The sequence below is a fragment of the Streptomyces sp. NPDC051907 genome, from assembly GCF_040681075.1.
Taxonomy (GTDB): Bacteria; Actinomycetota; Actinomycetes; order Streptomycetales; family Streptomycetaceae; genus Streptomyces.
This window is the reverse complement of the sequence record NZ_JBFAYB010000006.1, coordinates 80,370-96,237: the sequence shown is the minus strand read 5'-3', so window position 1 is coordinate 96,237 and position 15,868 is coordinate 80,370. Positions and strand designations below refer to the sequence as shown.

The window sequence follows — 15,868 nt, the reverse complement described above, 5'->3', positions numbered from 1 at the left end:
ATGCGCCGCGGCTGCCGAAAGTCTGAGCCTTCGCGACTTTGGTAGCTCGCTGCGGGCAGGGCGCCTGCTCGGCGCCGCCGTCTGCGTACCGTCGTCGACATGATGCGTACGGAGTACCGCTGGCTGCTGCCGTCGGCGATGGCGGACCCCATGGCCCCCACAGACCCCACGGCTACCACGGACCCCGTGGCCCCCGGCGTCAGACCCCGCCGGCCTCGCCGGACCGTGCGCGACTGGGTGGTCGACACCCTCGCCTTCCTTTTCGCCGTGGCCTTCGGGATGGTCGCCGCCGAGGCGAGCGACGCGGCCAACGAATCGGACGTCGTCGTCCTCGCCGACCAGCTGAGCGGTGTGGCGGCCTGCTGCGCCCTGTGGCTGCGGCGCCGGTGGTCCCTGGGGCTCGCCCTGACGCTGGTCGCCATCTGGCCGGTCGCCCCGGTCGCCGGCGGAGCGGTCCTGGTGAGCCTGTTCAGTATCGCCGTGCACCGCCCGTTCAAGCCCGTCGCCGTCGTCGGGGCCGTCGCCCTCGCGGCGTCGACCGTGCAGGCGTTCGTCCGCCCGGACCCGTCGGTCAGCACCTGGGGCAACATCGTCCTCGGCGCCGTCCTGGTGCTGCTGGTGATCGGCTGGGGGCTGGTCGTCCGCTCCCGGCGCCAGCTCGTCGCCGCCCTCGCCGAACGCGCCCGCCGCGCCGAGAGCGAGGCAGAGCTGCGCGCCGCCCACGCCCAGCGGCTCGCACGGGAGGCCATCGCCCGCGAGATGCACGACGTGCTCGCCCACCGGCTGACGCTCCTCAGCGTGCACGCGGGCGCCCTCGAGTTCCGCCCCGACGCGCCCCCGCCCGAGGTCGCCCGGGCCGCGGGCGTCATCCGGGACAGCGCGCACGAGGCGCTCCAGGACCTCCGCGAGATCATCGGCGTGCTGCGCGCCCCCGGCGACGCAGACGGCGCCGACCGGCCGCAGCCCACCCTCGCCACCCTCGACGCGCTGGTCGCCGAGTCACGGCAGGCCGGCATGAAGGTCACCCTCGACAACCAGGTCGCCGACCCGTCCGCCGTGCCCGCGGCCGTCGGCCGGACCGTCTACCGCATCGCCCAGGAGGGCCTGACCAACGCCCGCAAGCACGCGCCGGGCGCGGAGGTCACGGTGGCCGTCGGCGGCGGGCCGGGCAGCGGGCTGACCGTGGACGTCGACAACCCGGCCCCCGTCGGCGAGGCGCCGGAGGTGCCCGGCTCCGGCCAGGGACTGATCGGCCTCACCGAGCGCGCCACGCTCGCGGGCGGCCGGCTGGAGCACGGAGCGACGGCGGGCGGCGGATTCCAGGTCAGGGCCTGGCTACCGTGGCCCTCATGACTATCCGGTTGATCGTCGTCGATGACGACCCGCTCGTACGCGCAGGACTGGCCCTGATGCTCGGCGGGGCGGAGGACCTGGAGATCGTGGGGGAGGGGGCGGACGGCTCCGAGGCGGCGGCGCTCGTCGACGAGCACGCGCCCGACGTCGTGCTGATGGACATCCGGATGCCGGTCGTGGACGGCCTGAGCGCCACCGAGGCGCTGCGCCGCCGGCCGGACGCGCCCGAGGTCGTCGTCCTCACCACCTTCCACGCCGACGAGCAGGTGCTGCGGGCGCTGCGGGCGGGGGCCGCCGGGTTCGTGCTCAAGGACACGCCGCCCGCCGAGATCGTGGCGGCGGTGCGCAGGGTGGCGGCCGGCGATCCGGTGCTCTCCCCGGCGGTCACCCGCCAGTTGATGAGCCATGTCGCGGACAGCGCGCCCGAGAGCCGCAAGGGCGCGGCGGCGCGGCGGATCGACTCGCTCGCCGAGCGCGAGCGGGAGGTGGCGGTCGCGGTGGGCCGGGGCCGGTCCAACGCGGAGATCGCGTCGACGCTCTATATGAGCGTGCCCACGGTCAAGACGCACGTCTCGCGCATCCTGGCCAAGCTCGGCCTCAACAACCGTGTGCAGATCGCGCTGTTGGTGCACGACGCCGGTCTGCTGGACGGGCGGGAGCCGACGTAGGCTGGCTCGATGGGGATCGTCGATCTGGGGGAGCACGGAGCGGACTTCACCGCGAATCCGTATCCGTACTATGCGCGGCTGCGCGCGTCGGGGCCGGTCCATCAGGTGCGGCTGCCCGGCGGCGGCGAGTGCTGGCTGATCGTCGGCCACGAGGAGGCGCGCGCCGCGCTCGCCGATCCACGGCTGTCCAAGTCGCCCGCGTCGATCGGCGCGCTCATGCTCGACGAACAGGTCGTCGGCCCCTATCTGCTGGTCCTGGACCCGCCGGACCACACCAGGCTGCGCAGGCTCGTGGCGCGCGAGTTCACCGCGCGCCGGGTGGAGGGCCTGCGCCCGCGCATCCAGCGAATAGCCGACGAGCTGCTCGACGCGATGGTCCCGGCGGGCCGGGCGGACCTGGTCGACGCGCTGGCGTTCCCGCTGCCGATCATCGTCATCTGCGAGCTGCTGGGCGTCCCGGCCGCGGACCGCGACGCGTTCCGGGCCTGGTCCAACGAGATCGTGGCCCCGACCGGGCCCGAGAGCGAACGCGACGCTGTCCACGGGCTCGCCGCCTACCTCGACGAGCTGATCGAGGACAAGCGCTGCTCGGCGCCGGCCGGCGATCTGCTCTCCGCCCTGGTCCGCACCCGCGCCGAGGACGACGACCGCCTCTCGGCCGCCGAACTGCGCGCCCTGGCCTATCTGCTGCTGGTGGCCGGCCATGAGACGACGGTCAACCTGATCTCCAACGCCGTACGCGCCCTGCTCGCGCACCCGGACCAGCTCGCGGAGCTGCGCGCCGACTCCGGTCTGCTCGACGGCGCGATCGAGGAGACGCTGCGCTACGACGGCCCGGTGGAGACGGCCACCCTCCGCTTCACCGCGACCGCCGTCCCGGTCGGCGACACGGTGATCCCGTCGGGCCAGACGGTCCTGGTCGCGCTCGCGGCGGCCGACCGCGACCCCAAGCGCTTCCCGGAGCCCGACCGCTTCGACGTCCGCCGCGACGCCCGCGGCCACGTCGCCTTCGGCCACGGCATTCACTACTGCCTGGGCGCCCCGCTGGCCCGACTGGAGGCCAAGATCGCGCTCCACACCCTGCTGACCCGCTGCCCCGACCTGGCCGCGGACCCGTCGGCCGGCCCGTACGACTGGCTCCCCGGCGTCCTGATCCGCGGGGTGCGCCGCCTGCCGGTGCGGTGGTAGGGCGATGGCCGAGCGTGCGCGCTACGCGATCCTCCGCGACGGGGTCTGGCGCCAGCACTACAACCGCTGGGGAGGTCCGTACCTCGCCGTCGACGTGCTCGAGGGTCCCGATGGATTCAGCCGCTTCGCCGCCGCCCACGAACAGGTGGGGATGCGCGACTGGATGGACGACGTGCAGTGCGAGGCCGCCGCGGTCGTCGACCACGACGCCCGGGTGCTGCTGCTGTTCACCTGGCATCTGGAGGACTGGGACGAGAGGGAGGCTCTGTTCTCGATGCTGGCCGGCGCCTGGCCGGGATGGCAGGTGCGGTGGGCGTACGACGGACTGGAGGACGTCGTCGCGTACGCGGGCGTGGAGCGGGGGCTCGTACGCTCCGACCTCGCCCTGCGGGGAGGGTATGCGCCTCTCCAGCCGGCCGACCCGGACGAGCCGGATGTCACGCTCGCCGTGACCGTGGCCTACCGCGACGGGACGCGGGGCCACCTGGTGGCCGGGGAGAACGTCCAGGACGTGCTGGGCCACGGGCCGCGCGTGGTCTCGTATCTGCTGCCCGACACCAGGGCGCGGGCGGCGCCGCGGATTCCGTACGGCGGTGTCCACATCGACGTGCCCGCGCGGGTGGTCGCCGCCTGGACGTGGGGCAACTTCTACGGCGGCGCGGCCCGCGGGCGGCCGCCCGGGTGGGAGGGGTGGGAGTGGACTTGCTGGCACGGCGCGTACGACCGCCATGCCCAGGCGTGCGCGGGCGCCCTGCGCTTTCCCGAGCCCGATCCGGCCGCCGGGGTGCGTACGCTCGCCGAACGTCTGCGCAGCCGACCTCCCAAGGAGCCCCGCCATGCCTCCCCTTGACCTCTCGCTCGCCCAGAAGGTCCTCGACAGCCAGCCCTTCAGCGTGCTGCTCCAAGCGAGGATCACCGCCTTCGGCGACGGGCAGGCCGTGCTGGAGGTGGACGTGCGCGACGAGCTGCTCCAGCAGAACGGCTACCTCCACGGGGGCGTCCTCGCCTACGCCGCCGACAACTCCATCACCTTCGCCGCCGGGACCGCGCTCGGTCCTGCCGTGCTCACCAGCGGGTTCTCGGTGCAGTACGTCCGGCCCGCGACCGGCCGCAGGCTCGTCGCCCGCGCCGCCGTCGTGCACGCCGGGCGGCGGCAGGCCGTCGCCCGCTGCGATCTGTTCACCGTGGACGCGGACGGCGGCGAGACCCTGTGCGCCGTCGCCCAGGGGACCGTGCTGTCCGCTCAGCAGTCCTGAGCCCGCGAACCTCCGAGGACCAGAGCCGTGCGAACCGTTCGAGCCACCAGCCACGAGAGGGAAGACCGTGACCACCGAAGCCGCCATCGTCGATCTCGCCGCCCTCGGCGAGGACTTCACCCGCGACCCCTATCCCTTATACGCCTCGTTACGCGCCCAAGGGCCCGTCCACCGGATACGGATGCCCGAGGGGCCCCTCGCCTGGCTGGTGGTCGGGTACGAGGCCGGGCGCGCCGCCCTCGCCGACCCCCGGCTCTCCAAGCAGTGGAGCAGCGCGTCGCCCGAGCTCGGCATCCGGCCCGTCTCGCCCGGCGTCACCATGCTCAGCGCCGACCCGCCGGACCACACCCGGCTGCGCAGGCTCGTGGCGCGCGAGTTCACGGCACGGCGGGTGGAGCGACTCGCCCCGCGCGTGCAGGAGATCACCGACCGGCTGCTGGACGCCATGGCCCCCGCCGGGCGCGGAGACCTCGTGGACAAGCTGGCGTTCCCGCTGCCCATCTTCATCATCTGCGAGCTGCTCGGCGTGCCCTTCCTCGACCAGGACTCCTTCCGCGCCTGGTCCAACGCCGCCGTCGGGGAGACCGACCCCGAGCTGCGCATGGCCGCGGCGGGGCAGCTGAACCGGTATCTCGCCGACCTCCTCGACGACAAGCGCGAGCGGCCGGGCGAGGACCTGATGAGCGCGCTGATGCACGCCTCGGACGCCGACGACGACCGGCTCGACGGCGAGGAGCTGATGGGCATGGCCTGGCTGCTCCTGGTCGCCGGGCACGAGACCACCGTCAACCTCGTCTCCAACGGCGTGCTCGCCCTGCTGACCCACCCGGACCAGCTCGCCGCCCTGCGGGCCGACTTCAGCCTGCTCGACGGCGCGGTGGAGGAGATGCTGCGGTACGAGGGCCCGCTCGAGACGCCCACCTACCGCTTCACCGTCGATCCGCTGGAGATCGGCGGGAGGACCGTTCCGGGCGGCGGCGAGCTGGTGCTGATCGCCATCGCCGACGCGGACCGCGACCCGGAGCGCTTCGCCGAGGCCGACCGGTTCGACATCCGCCGGGACGCCCGGGGGCATCTCGCCTTCGGGCACGGCATCCACTACTGCCTGGGCGCTCCGCTGGCCCGGCTGGAGGCCAAGATCGCGATCCGCTCGCTCCTCGAACGCTTCCCGGACCTCGCCCTCGACGCGCATCCCGCCGCGCTGAGCTGGCGGACCGGCATGCTGATCCGGGGGCCGCAGAGGCTGCCCGCGACCTGGTAGCGCCGGGCGACGGATCACCCGGGCGAGGGGGACGGGCGACGGGTGCCGGACTACCCGGGCGAGGAGCACGGGCGTCGGGGTGTGCCCAGGCACCGGATCCCCCGGGCGACGGCTCGGGCCCGGGCGCCGCGTCAGCCGCCGCCCGGGCCCGCCCCGTCGCCTCAGTCCGGTCAGTCCGTTCAGTCCGCCGGGATCTCCTCCAGCCGCACCGGCCTGCGCTCCCGCCGCGACAGCTCGCACGCCTCCGCGATCCGCAGCGCGGTCAGCGCCTCCCGCCCGTCGCACGGGTTGTCCGTCCCGCCCTGGACCACCTTGACGAACGCGTCCAGCTCCGCCTCGTACGCCGGGGCGAACCGCTCCAGGAAGCCCGGCCACGGCTTGTCCGCCGCGGGCGGGCCCTGGGGCTCGGTCGAGGTGATCGGAGTGCGGTCGTCCAGGCCGACGGCGACCTGGTCCAGCTCGCCGGCCAGCTCCATCCGGACGTCGTACCCCGCGCCGTTGCAGCGCGTGGCCGTCGCCGTGGCCAGCGTGCCGTCGTCGAGCGTGAGCACCGCCGCGGCCGTGTCCACGTCGCCCGCCTCGCGGAACATCGCGGGCCCGTGGTCCGAGCCGGTCGCGTACACCTCGACGACCTCGCGCCCGGTCACCCAGCGCAGGATGTCGAAGTCGTGGACCAGGCAGTCGCGGTACAACCCGCCCGAGAGCGGCAGATACGCGGCCGGCGGCGGGGCCGGGTCGGAGGTGATGGCCCGTACGGTGTGCAGCCGGCCGAGCCGGCCCGACCGCACCAGCTCGCGGGCGGCCGTGTACCCCGCGTCGAAGCGGCGCATGAAGCCGAGCTGGAGCACTGTGCCCGCGTCCTCGACCGCGCGCAGCGCGGCGAGGGTGCCCGGCAGGTCCAGTGCGATGGGTTTCTCGCAGAAGGCGGGGAGCCCGGCGCGGGCGGCGCGGGCGATGAGGTCGGCGTGGGCGGCGGTCGCGGAGGCGATCACCACGGCGTCCACGCCCCAGGAGAAGATCTCGTCCGCGCTGGGCGCGGCCGTGGCCCCCGTGCGGTCGGCCACCTCCGTCGCCCGAGCCGCGTCCACGTCCGCGACGACCAGTGAGCCCACCTCCCTGTGGCGGCTGAGGACGCCTGCGTGAAAGGCGCCGATACGTCCCGTCCCGATGAGTCCGATGCGCATGGCCCAAAGGTGGAGCCGGGCCCGCGTCCCTGTCAAGACTTTGTCCTGACAATCGAACTTCACGACTTCCCGTCAACATTCGCTGCGACTACGCTCTGCCCGTGCCCAAGCAGCCGAGACATGTGACCGACCCGTCCCTGTCGCTCCAGCTGAGCGTGGACCGCACGAGTCCGGTCCCGCTCTACTTCCAGCTGTCCCAGCAGCTGGAATCGGCCATCGAGAACGGGACCCTCACCCCGGGCAGCCTGCTCGGCAACGAGATCGAGCTGGCGGGCAGGCTCGGGCTCTCCCGGCCCACGGTCCGCCAGGCCATCCAGTCCCTGGTCGACAAGGGCCTCCTGGTGCGCCGCAGAGGCGTCGGCACGCAGGTCGTGCACAGCCAGGTCAAGCGCCCGCTGGAGCTCAGCAGCCTCTACGACGACCTCGAAGCCGCAGGTCAGCGCCCTGCGACCGTGGTGCTGCGGAACGCCTTCGAGCCGGCGACCGCCGAGGTCGCGGCGGCCCTCGGCGTGCCCGAGGGCAGCAGCGTGCAGCTGGTCGAACGGCTGCGGTACGCGCACGGCGAGCCCATGGCCCATCTGCGCAACCATCTGCCCGCCGGGCTCTTCGACTGCGACACCGAGCGGCTCGAGGCCACCGGTCTGTACCGGATGATGCGCGCCGCCGGGATCACCCTGCACAGCGCCCGCCAGTCGGTCGGGGCGCGCGCCGCCACCGAGGCGGAGGCCGAGCTGCTCACCGAGTCGGTGGGCGCGCCGCTGCTCACCATGGAGCGCACCACCTTCGACGACACCGGACGCGCGGTCGAGTTCGGCTCGCACGTCTATCGAGCCTCGCGGTACGCCTTCGAGTTCCAGCTCCTGGTCCGGCCGTGACCTCGGCGTGACCGCGTCGACGTACAGGTTGTGACCTGCCGCAGGGCCTTCACACGCTCTTCGCGGCGGCCGGTTCGACCGCGTCCTTCTCCGCCTTCTTCGCAGGTCGCAGGGGGTGCGGGAGGTCGGGCCGGGACCTCCCTTCGATCATGGTCCGCGTAAGAATGTTCGGACAAAGTCTTGACGGGCTTCCGTGACCGCCGTAGAAACTCACCCAGCCGCAACCGGGCGGCCGGGAGAGAAGGCGGACCCACCATGCGAACCACCCGCACGGCAGCAGCGCTGCTCGCCGCATGTGCCCTGGTCGTCGTCGCCGGATGCAGCAGTTCCGGCGGCAAGGGGGCCAAGGACAGCCCCTCCAAGGACGGCGGAGGCGGCGAGGCGGCCGGCACCCCCAGAATGAAGATCGCGATGGTGACGCACTCGGGCGAGGGCGACACCTTCTGGGACATCGTGCAGAGCGGCGCCAAGGTCGCGGCGCGCAAGGACAACGTCGAGTTCCTCTACGCCGCCAACAAGGAGGGCAAGGAGCAGGCCCAGCTCATCCAGACGTACATCGACCAGAAGGTCGACGGCATCGTGGTGACCCTGGCCAAGCCGGAGGCCGTCCAGGACGCCGTCAAGAAGGCCGTGGCGGCCGGCATACCCGTCGTCACGATCAACTCCGGCGCCGAGTTCTCCAAGGGCCTCGGCGCCCTCAGCCACATCGGCCAGGACGAGTCGGTGGCCGGCGAGGCCGTGGGCGAGGAGCTCAACAAGCGCGGCAAGAAGAAGGCGCTCTGCGTCATCCACGAGCAGGGCAACGTCTCGCTCGAAGCTCGCTGCGACGGGGTGAAGAAGACCTTCGAGGGGACCGTCGAGAACCTCAACGTCGAGGGCACCAACATGCCCGCGTCCACCTCCTCCATCGAGGCGAAGCTCCAGAGCGGCCAGGACATCGACGCCATCGTGACGCTCGGCGCGCCGTTCGCCGCCGCCTCCGTCAAGGCCAAGCAGGGCGCGGGCTCCAGCGCGGAGGTCAACACCTTCGACCTCAACGAGGAAGTGGTCAAGCAGCTGAAGGCCAAGGAGATCGGCTTCGCCGTCGACCAGCAGCCCTACCTCCAGGGCTACCTCGCCATCGACGAGCTGTGGCTCAACAAGACCAACCTCAACGTCATCGGCGGCGGAAAGCCGATCCTGACCGGGCCCGCCCTCGTCACCGAGAAGGACGTGCCCGCGCTGGAGAAGCTCACCGCCGACGGCACGCGATGACCTGCCCCGCCTACCCGACGATGTACGCGGAGCACCCCGTGCCCACCCTCCGACCTGCTGTGACAGATACTTGGGCGGCCGGGGCGCGATCAGCCCTCCGGCCGCACCGAGAAGCGCAGCGAGTACGGCAAGAAGGGCACGGCGTCGTGGCTAGGGCAAGGACAGGGGTACGCGCGCTCGGCGCGGTGCTGGCGGCGGTACTCGGAGCCTCCCTCGCGGGATGCAGCAGCACCGGGGGCAAGCGCGCCGAGGACGCCCGCAAGGCCCGTGCCGCCGCGGGGAAGGCGGCGGTCGACACCCCCCGCTGGACCTTCGCGATGGTCACCCACTCGGGCGACGGCGACTCCTTCTGGGACATCGTCCAGAAGGGCGCGGACCAGGCCGCGGTCAAGGACAACATCAACTTCCTGTACTCCCACAGCGACGAGGGCCAGCAGCAGGCCCAGCTCGTCCAGGCGGCCATCGACAAGAAGGTCGACGGCCTGATCGTCACCCTCGCCAAGCCGGACGCGATGAAAGCCGTCATCGCCAAGGCCCGGGCCGCGGACATCCCCGTGATCACCGTCAACTCGGGATCCGAGCAGTCCAAGGCGTACGGCGCGCTCACCCACATCGGGCAGGACGAGTCGATCGCCGGCGAGGCCGTCGGCGACGAGCTCGACGAGCGCGGGCGCAAGAAGGCCCTGTGCGTGCTGCACGAGCAGGGCAACGTCGGCCACGAGCAGCGCTGCGCCGGCGCGAAGAAGACCTTCGACGGCGAGCTGCAGAACCTGTACGTCGACGGCACGAACATGCCCGACGTCCAGGCGTCCATCGAGGCCAAGCTCCAGGCCGACCCCGCCATCGACACCGTGGTCACGCTCGGGGCGCCCTTCGCCGACGCCGCCGTGCAGGCCAAGAAGATCGCGGAGAGCGAGGCGGAGGTCGACACCTTCGACCTCAACGAGAAGGTCGCCGCCGGCCTGCGGGCCGGGACGCTCGGCTTCGCCGTCGACCAGCAGCCGTACCTCCAGGGCTACGAGGCCGTGGACCTGCTGTGGCTCTACAAGTACAACGCCGACGTGCTCGGCGGCGGGCGGCCCGTGCTCACCGGGCCGCAGATCATCACCAAAACGGACGCCGCCGAGCTCGCGGAATACACGGAGCGGGGGACCCGATGAGCGCGACCGCACCACCTGTCACACCCGGCAAGACGGACGAGCGGCTGCTGCGCGTCTCGCCGCTGCGCAAGCTGATGGGCCGGCCCGAGCTGGGCTCGGTCGTCGGCGCGGCAGCCGTCTTCGTCTTCTTCTCCATCGTCGCGGACTCGTTCCTGCGGGCGTCCAGCTTCTCCACCGTGCTGTACGCGGCCTCGACGCTCGGCATCATGGCCGTGCCCGTGGCGCTGCTGATGATCGGCGGCGAGTTCGACCTGTCGGCGGGCGTCCTGGTGACCAGCTCGGCGCTGATCTCCTCGATGTTCAGCTACCAGATGACGGCCAACGTCTGGGTCGGCGTCCTGGTGTCGCTGCTGGTCACGCTCGCCGTCGGGGTCTTCAACGGGGTGATGCTGACCCGGACGAGACTGCCCAGCTTCATCATCACGCTGGGCACGTTCCTGATGCTGACCGGACTCAACCTCGGCTTCACCAAGCTGATCAGCGGCACCGTGTCGACGAAGTCCATCGCCGACATGGAGGGCTTCGAGTCCGCCAAGAAGGTCTTCGCCTCCGAGCTCACCCTCGGCGACGTCACCCTCAAGGTCACCATCCTGTGGTGGTTCGTCCTGGTCGCCGTCGCCACCTGGATCCTGCTGCGCACCCGCTTCGGCAACTGGATCTTCGCGGTCGGCGGCGGCGCGGACGCGGCCCGCGCGGTCGGCGTGCCGGTCGACCGGACCCGTATCGGCCTCTACATGGGCGTCGCCTTCGCCGCCTGGATCTCCGGGCAGCACCTGCTCTTCTCGTTCGACGTGGTGCAGTCCGGCGAGGGCGTCGGCAACGAGCTGACGTACATCATCGCGGCGGTCATCGGCGGCTGTCTGATCACCGGCGGCTACGGATCGGCCATCGGCTCGGCGGTCGGCGCGTTCATCTTCGGCATGACCAGCAAGGGCATCGTGTACGCGGAGTGGAACCCGGACTGGTTCAAGTTCTTCCTCGGAGCGATGCTCCTCCTGGCCACCCTGCTCAACGCATGGGTCCGCAAGCGTGCGGAGGCAACCTCATGACGGCTCTCGTCGAGCTCGACGACGTCAGTAAGTACTACGGCAACATCCGCGCCCTTCAGGGCGTCTCGCTCGAGGTCCACGCCGGGGAGATCACCTGTGTGCTGGGCGACAACGGCGCGGGCAAGTCGACCCTGATCAAGATCATCGCGGGGCTGCACCAGCACGACGCGGGCACGTTCCTCATCGACGGAGAGCAGACCACCCTGGCCAGCCCGCGCGAGGCGCTGGACCGCGGGATCGCCACGGTCTACCAGGACCTGGCCGTCGTGCCGCTGATGCCGGTCTGGCGGAACTTCTTCCTCGGCTCCGAGCCGACCAAGGGCGCGGGCCCCTTCAAGCGCCTCGACGTCGACACGATGCGCGAGACCACCCGGTCCGAGCTGCTGCGCATGGGCATCGACCTGCGCGACGTCGACCAGCCCATCGGCACGCTCTCGGGCGGCGAGCGCCAGTGCGTGGCCATCGCCCGGGCCGTCTACTTCGGCGCGAAGGTCCTGGTGCTCGACGAGCCGACCGCGGCGCTCGGCGTGAAGCAGTCCGGGGTCGTCCTGAAGTACGTGGCGGCGGCGCGCGACGCCGGACTGGGCGTGGTGCTGATCACGCACAACCCCCACCACGCGTATCTGGTCGGCGACCGCTTCGTGCTCCTCAAGCGCGGAACGATGTCGGCGAGCCACACCAAGGACTCGGTCACCCTGGACGAGCTGACACGGCAGATGGCCGGGGGCAGCGAGCTGGACGACCTGCGCCACGAGCTGGAGCGCGCGCCCGCCCCGGCCCACCTCGGCGAAGGCGCCCCCAAGGGCGCCGCTGCCTCGCCGGTGGCCTCCAAGGACGCGGGCGAGGGCCCGGAGGGCTCTGGGGACGCCTAGGCCCGGGCGGCCCCACCGTGATCGCCGCGGGGGCGCCCGTCCGGCTTCCGCGGCGCCGCCTCCAGCGAGGCGACTCCTGCCGGACGGGCACGGATCGGGCCCGACGGGGTACAACAGGGGCAGGGAAGGCCGAGCCGGGAGGAGCGCGACATGGAGGACATGACCTTCTGGCTCGTCGCTGCCGTGGCACTCGCCGTGGCGGCGGCGGTGTACGCGGCCGTGCTGCTCGTACGGGTGTTCCGGGCGCGACAGCTGCTGATGGACGCCGGTGTGCCCCTGCGCTCCAAGGCCCTGTTCTGGGCCGCGGTGCTCTACACGGTCTCCCCGGTCGACCTGGTTCCGGACCCCGTCTACCTCGACGACATCGGTGTGCTCCTGGTCGCCCTGCGGGCGCTGCACACCGCCGTCGCCGACCGGCCCGGCCGCAGCGCCCCGCCGTGAGGGACGTTCGCCCAGGCTGAGCCCCTCAGACCGGCGTCCTCATGGGCCGCGCTCCAGGCGCGGCGCCCCTGAGGACGCCGGCCGGCCGGGCCCCGGCGGCCCAGCGCCTCGGTGGCCCGGATCGCCCGGGCCCCGGCGGGCGAGGCCGCGTCCGGCGCCCACGGATGGCAGAATCGGCCTCCAGACCGCCGACCGCCCGCCGACCCCGCAGGGGACATGAGCACGTACCGAGACTTCGCCAACCGGGGCTCCTCCCGCGCCACCGTCCTTCGGACCGTCGGCACCCGCGAGCGGCGCTCGCATCTGACCGCGCCGCGCGTACCCACCGTCGGCATCGACATCGGCGGCACGAAGGTGATGGCGGGCGTCGTCGACGCCGACGGCGTGATCCTGGAGAAGGTCCGCACCGAGACGCCGGACAAGTCCAAGAGCCCCAAGGTCGTCGAGGACACCATCTGCGAGCTGGTCCTCGACCTCTCCGACCGGCACGATGTGCACGCCGTGGGCATCGGCGCGGCCGGCTGGGTCGACGCCCACCGCTCCAAGGTCCTCTTCGCACCCCACCTGGCCTGGCGCAACGAGCCGCTGCGCGACGCGCTCTCCGCCCGCCTCGCCGTCCCCGTGCTGGTCGACAACGACGCCAACACCGCCGCCTGGGCCGAGTGGCGCTTCGGCGCCGGACGCGGCGAGGACCACCTCGTCATGATCACGCTCGGCACCGGCATCGGCGGCGCGATCCTGGAGGACGGCCAGGTCAAGCGGGGCAAGTACGGAGTCGCCGGCGAGTTCGGCCATATGCAGGTCGTGCCCGGCGGGCACCGCTGCCCGTGCGGCAACCGCGGCTGCTGGGAGCAGTACAGCTCCGGCAACGCGCTGGTGCGCGAGGCCCGCGAGCTCGCCGCCGCCGACTCCCCGGTCGCGCACGGCCTGATCGAGCGCGTCGGCGGCAACATCCCCGAGATCACCGGACCGCTGATCACCGAGCTCGCCCGCGAGGGCGACGCCATGTGCGTCGAGCTGCTCCAGGACATCGGCCAGTGGCTCGGCGTCGGCATCGCCAACCTCGCCGCCGCCCTCGACCCCTCCTGCTTCGTCATCGGCGGCGGCGTCAGCGCCGCCGACGATCTGCTCATCGGCCCCGCCAGGGACGCCTTCCGCCGCCATCTGACCGGCCGCGGCTACCGGCCCGAGGCACGCATCGCCAAGGCCCAGCTCGGCCCGGAGGCGGGTATGGTCGGCGCCGCGGACCTGGCCCGCCTCGTGGCGCGCCGCTTCCGCCGGGCGAACCGGCGGCGGGTGGAGCGCCATGAGCGCTACGAGCGCTACGCGCAGGCCATCCGCAGCTCCAGTACGTCCCGCACCGCCCAGGAACCGCCCTCATGACCGTGCCCCGACAGTCCACACCGCCCGACGAGAGCGTCGCCCCGATCGAGAGCCGGCGGCACATGATCTTCCGCCGCTGGCTCACGGCGATCACCATCGTGCTGCTCGTCGGGGTCCCGGCCGGCTATCTGGTGATCTCCGCCGAGCAGAGCCGGGACAGCGGCCGGGACAAGGAGGCGGAGTCCTCCTCCACCGGCCTGCGGGACACCTGGCCGTCGCTGATGAAGCGCCGCGTCTTCGAGGTGCCGATCCCCGAGGGGTCCAGGCGGGTCGCCTACTACGAGACGAGCAACTGGAAGACCAGCCGGCTCTATGTGCAGTTCCGCACCTCGCCCGCCGGCCTCGACGCGTTCCTCAAGGGCGTGGGCAAGAGCCGCGCGGACCTCGAGGACGGCGCCGTCACCATCGGCGACCGCGACGCCGAGACGGTCGGCTGGAACTTCGGCCTGGAAGGACGTGCCTGGGCGGGGCTCACGCACAAGCAGAAGGACCCACGGCCCTCGCAGGACATCACGACAGATATGACCGAACCGGACCGGCCGTGGGTGTATGTCGTCTCAACTGCGACCCCCTGACCCGGAGGCTGTCATTCCGTTCACTACCGTGGAGCGGGTGAGTCAGACGCAGACGCCCCCGAAGACCCTGCAGTACCGGATCGACGGCCCGGACGAAGCCCCGGTGCTCATCCTCGGCCCCTCCCTCGGTACGACCTGGCATATGTGGGACCGCCAGATCGCCGAGCTGTCCCGCCAGTGGCGGGTGATCAGGTTCGACCTGCCGGGCCACGGAGGCGCCCCCGCGCATCCGGTCGCCTCGGTCGCCGAGCTCGCCGACCGGCTGCTCGCCACCCTCGACGGCCTGGGCGTGGCGCGCTTCGGATACGCCGGCTGCTCCATAGGCGGCGCCGTCGGCATCGAGCTGGCGCTGCGCCAGCCGCACCGCGTCGCCTCGCTGGCGCTGGTGGCCGCCTCGCCCCGGTTCGGCACCGCCGACGAGTTCCGCCAGCGCGGGGTGGTCGTCCGCACCAACGGACTGGACCCGATCGCCCGCAGCGCGCCCGAGCGCTGGTTCACCCACGGCTTCGCCGCGGCCCAGCCCGCGATCGTCGAGTGGGCCGTCCAGATGGTGCGCACCACCGACCCCGGCTGCTACATCGCCGCCTGCGAGGCCCTCGCGGCCTTCGACGTGCGCGCCGAGCTCGGCCGGGTCGGCGTGCCCACACTGGTCCTGGTCGGCTCCGAGGACCAGGTCACCGGCCCCGCCGAGGCCCGCACCCTGGTCGCGGGGATACCGGACGCCCGGCTCGCGCTGGTGCCCGGCGCCTCCCATCTGGCGCCCGTCGAGCAGCCCGCCGCCGTCACGGACCTGTTGGCGCACCACTTCTCGTCCGCCTGGCAGCCCGCCGCCGACTCCACGACCGGCCTCGCGGCCATCCCGGCCGCGCAGGCGATGCCCGCGGCCTGCGCGCCCGCGGGACCCGTCGCCGAGATCGCCCCCGCGTCCGAGCAGCACCAGCCGCCGCACGCCGTGCGCCCCGATCCGTACGACGCCGGGATGAAGGTCCGCCGGGAGGTGCTCGGCGACGCGCACGTGGACTCGGCGACGGCCGCCGCCGACGACTTCACCGGCGACTTCCAGGAGCTGATCACCCGCTACGCCTGGGGCGAGGTGTGGACCCGCGAGGGCCTGGACAGACGCACCCGCAGCTGTGTGACGCTCACCGCGCTGGTCGCGGGCGGGCACCTGGACGAGCTGGCCTTCCACACCCGCGCCGCGCTGCGCAACGGGCTCACCCCCGCCGAGATCAAGGAAGTGCTGATCCACGCGGCCGTCTACTGCGGGGTCCCCGCGGCGAACGCCGCCTTCAAGGTCGCCCAGGCCGTGATCCAGGAGGAGACGACCCCCAAGCCGTAGCAGGATGGGG

16 protein-coding genes are annotated in these 15,868 nt (G+C 72.6%); 15 read left to right on the top strand and 1 reads right to left on the bottom strand.

The window, feature by feature from the left end; translation table 11 throughout:
• Positions 1 to 99: 99 nt before the first annotated feature.
• The 6 genes from AB0M39_RS06230 to AB0M39_RS06205 all read left to right on the top strand — a co-directional run bounded on the left by AB0M39_RS06230 (position 100) and on the right by AB0M39_RS06205 (position 5,726).
• Positions 100 to 1,353, top strand: coding sequence for a histidine kinase (locus AB0M39_RS06230; protein WP_365360698.1), 1,254 nt, complete (start codon positions 100 to 102; stop codon positions 1,351 to 1,353).
• A complete protein-coding gene (locus AB0M39_RS06225; RefSeq protein WP_365360696.1) occupies positions 1,350 to 2,021 on the top strand; it encodes a response regulator transcription factor in 672 nt (223 codons plus the stop codon). Before AB0M39_RS06230 ends, AB0M39_RS06225 begins: the two co-directional genes overlap by 4 nt.
• Positions 2,022 to 2,030: 9 nt before the next feature.
• Entirely contained in the window at positions 2,031 to 3,209 is a 1,179-nt protein-coding gene (locus AB0M39_RS06220) for a cytochrome P450 (RefSeq protein WP_365360694.1), read from the top strand.
• A 4-nt stretch (positions 3,210 to 3,213) separates the two neighbouring features.
• On the top strand, positions 3,214 to 4,059 hold the full coding sequence (locus AB0M39_RS06215) for a hypothetical protein (RefSeq protein ID WP_365360692.1): 846 nt from the start codon (positions 3,214 to 3,216) through the stop codon (positions 4,057 to 4,059).
• Positions 4,046 to 4,465, top strand: a complete 420-nt coding sequence (locus AB0M39_RS06210; RefSeq protein ID WP_365360690.1) for a PaaI family thioesterase — start codon at positions 4,046 to 4,048, stop codon at positions 4,463 to 4,465. Before AB0M39_RS06215 ends, AB0M39_RS06210 begins: the two co-directional genes overlap by 14 nt.
• A gap of 67 nt (positions 4,466 to 4,532) precedes the next feature.
• The gene (locus tag AB0M39_RS06205; RefSeq protein ID WP_365360688.1) at positions 4,533 to 5,726 is read left to right on the top strand and encodes a cytochrome P450; all 1,194 of its coding nucleotides are present in this window, start codon (positions 4,533 to 4,535) and stop codon (positions 5,724 to 5,726) included.
• Between the two features lie 179 nt (positions 5,727 to 5,905).
• Here AB0M39_RS06205 and AB0M39_RS06200 read toward each other — a convergent pair whose 3' ends face one another.
• Positions 5,906 to 6,910 (bottom strand): Gfo/Idh/MocA family oxidoreductase, encoded by a 1,005-nt coding sequence (locus tag AB0M39_RS06200; protein WP_365360686.1) that lies wholly within the window; start codon positions 6,908 to 6,910, stop codon positions 5,906 to 5,908.
• A gap of 155 nt (positions 6,911 to 7,065) precedes the next feature.
• Here AB0M39_RS06200 and AB0M39_RS06195 point away from each other — a divergent pair, with 155 nt between their 5' ends.
• The 9 genes from AB0M39_RS06195 to pcaC all read left to right on the top strand — a co-directional run bounded on the left by AB0M39_RS06195 (position 7,066) and on the right by pcaC (position 15,858).
• Positions 7,066 to 7,785 (top strand): GntR family transcriptional regulator, encoded by a 720-nt coding sequence (locus AB0M39_RS06195; RefSeq protein WP_365360849.1) that lies wholly within the window; start codon positions 7,066 to 7,068, stop codon positions 7,783 to 7,785.
• A 255-nt stretch (positions 7,786 to 8,040) separates the two neighbouring features.
• Positions 8,041 to 9,039, top strand: coding sequence for a sugar ABC transporter substrate-binding protein (locus AB0M39_RS06190; protein ID WP_365360684.1), 999 nt, complete (start codon positions 8,041 to 8,043; stop codon positions 9,037 to 9,039).
• A 146-nt stretch (positions 9,040 to 9,185) separates the two neighbouring features.
• Positions 9,186 to 10,199 carry a sugar ABC transporter substrate-binding protein gene (locus AB0M39_RS06185; protein WP_365360682.1) on the top strand — a complete coding sequence of 338 codons (1,014 nt, stop codon included), beginning with the start codon at positions 9,186 to 9,188 and terminating at the stop codon, positions 10,197 to 10,199.
• On the top strand, positions 10,196 to 11,248 hold the full coding sequence (locus AB0M39_RS06180) for an ABC transporter permease (RefSeq protein WP_365360680.1): 1,053 nt from the start codon (positions 10,196 to 10,198) through the stop codon (positions 11,246 to 11,248). Before AB0M39_RS06185 ends, AB0M39_RS06180 begins: the two co-directional genes overlap by 4 nt.
• A complete protein-coding gene (locus tag AB0M39_RS06175; protein WP_365360678.1) occupies positions 11,245 to 12,120 on the top strand; it encodes an ATP-binding cassette domain-containing protein in 876 nt (291 codons plus the stop codon). Before AB0M39_RS06180 ends, AB0M39_RS06175 begins: the two co-directional genes overlap by 4 nt.
• Positions 12,121 to 12,279: 159 nt before the next feature.
• Positions 12,280 to 12,561, top strand: coding sequence for a YkvA family protein (locus tag AB0M39_RS06170; RefSeq protein WP_365360847.1), 282 nt, complete (start codon positions 12,280 to 12,282; stop codon positions 12,559 to 12,561).
• Between the two features lie 216 nt (positions 12,562 to 12,777).
• Positions 12,778 to 13,944 carry an ROK family glucokinase gene (locus AB0M39_RS06165; protein ID WP_365360676.1) on the top strand — a complete coding sequence of 389 codons (1,167 nt, stop codon included), beginning with the start codon at positions 12,778 to 12,780 and terminating at the stop codon, positions 13,942 to 13,944.
• Positions 13,941 to 14,519 (top strand): hypothetical protein, encoded by a 579-nt coding sequence (locus AB0M39_RS06160; RefSeq protein ID WP_365360673.1) that lies wholly within the window; start codon positions 13,941 to 13,943, stop codon positions 14,517 to 14,519. The genes AB0M39_RS06165 and AB0M39_RS06160 overlap by 4 nt, the downstream gene beginning before the upstream one ends.
• Before the next feature lie 37 nt (positions 14,520 to 14,556).
• A complete protein-coding gene (gene pcaC, locus AB0M39_RS06155) occupies positions 14,557 to 15,858 on the top strand; it encodes a 4-carboxymuconolactone decarboxylase (protein ID WP_365360671.1) in 1,302 nt (433 codons plus the stop codon).
• Positions 15,859 to 15,868 lie beyond the last annotated feature (10 nt).

Coding starts and splice junctions, on each gene's coding strand:
- AB0M39_RS06165 (WP_365360676.1), top strand. CDS start 12,778: ATGAGCACGTACCGAGACTTCGCCAACCGGGGCTCCTCCCGCGCCACC.
- AB0M39_RS06225 (WP_365360696.1), top strand. CDS start 1,350: ATGACTATCCGGTTGATCGTCGTCGATGACGACCCGCTCGTACGCGCA.
- AB0M39_RS06210 (WP_365360690.1), top strand. CDS start 4,046: ATGCCTCCCCTTGACCTCTCGCTCGCCCAGAAGGTCCTCGACAGCCAG.
- AB0M39_RS06220 (WP_365360694.1), top strand. CDS start 2,031: ATGGGGATCGTCGATCTGGGGGAGCACGGAGCGGACTTCACCGCGAAT.
- AB0M39_RS06180 (WP_365360680.1), top strand. CDS start 10,196: ATGAGCGCGACCGCACCACCTGTCACACCCGGCAAGACGGACGAGCGG.
- AB0M39_RS06170 (WP_365360847.1), top strand. CDS start 12,280: ATGACCTTCTGGCTCGTCGCTGCCGTGGCACTCGCCGTGGCGGCGGCG.
- AB0M39_RS06230 (WP_365360698.1), top strand. CDS start 100: ATGATGCGTACGGAGTACCGCTGGCTGCTGCCGTCGGCGATGGCGGAC.
- AB0M39_RS06160 (WP_365360673.1), top strand. CDS start 13,941: ATGACCGTGCCCCGACAGTCCACACCGCCCGACGAGAGCGTCGCCCCG.
- AB0M39_RS06190 (WP_365360684.1), top strand. CDS start 8,041: ATGCGAACCACCCGCACGGCAGCAGCGCTGCTCGCCGCATGTGCCCTG.
- AB0M39_RS06200 (WP_365360686.1), bottom strand. CDS start 6,910: ATGCGCATCGGACTCATCGGGACGGGACGTATCGGCGCCTTTCACGCA.
- AB0M39_RS06175 (WP_365360678.1), top strand. CDS start 11,245: ATGACGGCTCTCGTCGAGCTCGACGACGTCAGTAAGTACTACGGCAAC.
- AB0M39_RS06215 (WP_365360692.1), top strand. CDS start 3,214: ATGGCCGAGCGTGCGCGCTACGCGATCCTCCGCGACGGGGTCTGGCGC.